A 263-nucleotide genomic window follows, 5' to 3' on the forward strand; every position below is an offset into this window, starting at 1 on the left:
GTCGATTGTCGTGCGCGACGCGGGTTACGAAATCGCGCAGGAGATCGTCGCATGCATGATGCCCGGCGAGAACAGAAAATTTGCGAGCGTTCTGTTTGGCGTGCAGGAGGCGCGAGCCAGCGAATTGATTCGCGCGGCCGCTCATCAACTCAGGAGCAATAGCGCGAATCGCATCTCGATCGCCAATGCAGCGCAGGCAGCCGCGATGAGCGAGCGGAATTTCCTGCGACGCTTCAAGAACGAAATCGGCGTGACGCCAACCG

1 protein-coding gene is annotated in these 263 nt (G+C 59.7%); it reads left to right on the forward strand.

The genetic code is table 11. From position 1 onward, the window contains the following. On the forward strand, window positions 1-263 hold a 263-nt coding region (locus ACCD05_RS31940), incomplete at both ends, for an AraC family transcriptional regulator (RefSeq protein ID WP_413397695.1).

It is taken from the genome of Rhizobium sp. Rhizsp42 (genome assembly GCF_047304155.1).
Taxonomy (GTDB): Bacteria; Pseudomonadota; Alphaproteobacteria; order Rhizobiales; family Rhizobiaceae; genus Rhizobium.